The sequence below is a fragment of the Methanoculleus sp. UBA291 genome, from assembly GCF_002499755.1.
Classification (GTDB): domain Archaea; phylum Halobacteriota; class Methanomicrobia; order Methanomicrobiales; family Methanoculleaceae; genus Methanoculleus; species Methanoculleus palmolei.
Genome location: NZ_DANC01000011.1, coordinates 12,530 through 12,817 on the forward strand (window position 1 = coordinate 12,530; position 288 = coordinate 12,817).

Here is a 288-nt window from a genome sequence, read left to right on the forward strand (position 1 = left end):
GATCCTCCACTACGAGCGGGGGAGTGTCTCGATCTCCGTCAACACCTCCGAGATCCCGGTAAGAAGGTTCGACGTCAACGTCACGGAGGTGATCGAGATCCTCCTCGCCGACCGGCGGGCCGGAGTCCTGCTTGAGAACGGCTGGAACATCGCCTCGGTCAGGACGGGCTTTGCGGAGGAGGACCCGAACCGGGAGCACATCGACGTGGAGTTCCAGAGCGATGAACTGCCGCTGTCGTTCTTCATCGAAGTGGAAGAAGAAGAAAAGCAAACCGGCAAAGGGCGTTG

At 60.1% G+C, this 288-nt stretch carries 1 pseudogene; it reads left to right on the forward strand.

The features are described from left to right. A pseudogene (locus BP737_RS02545) lies at nucleotides 1–288 on the forward strand (hypothetical protein); the annotation flags it as partial.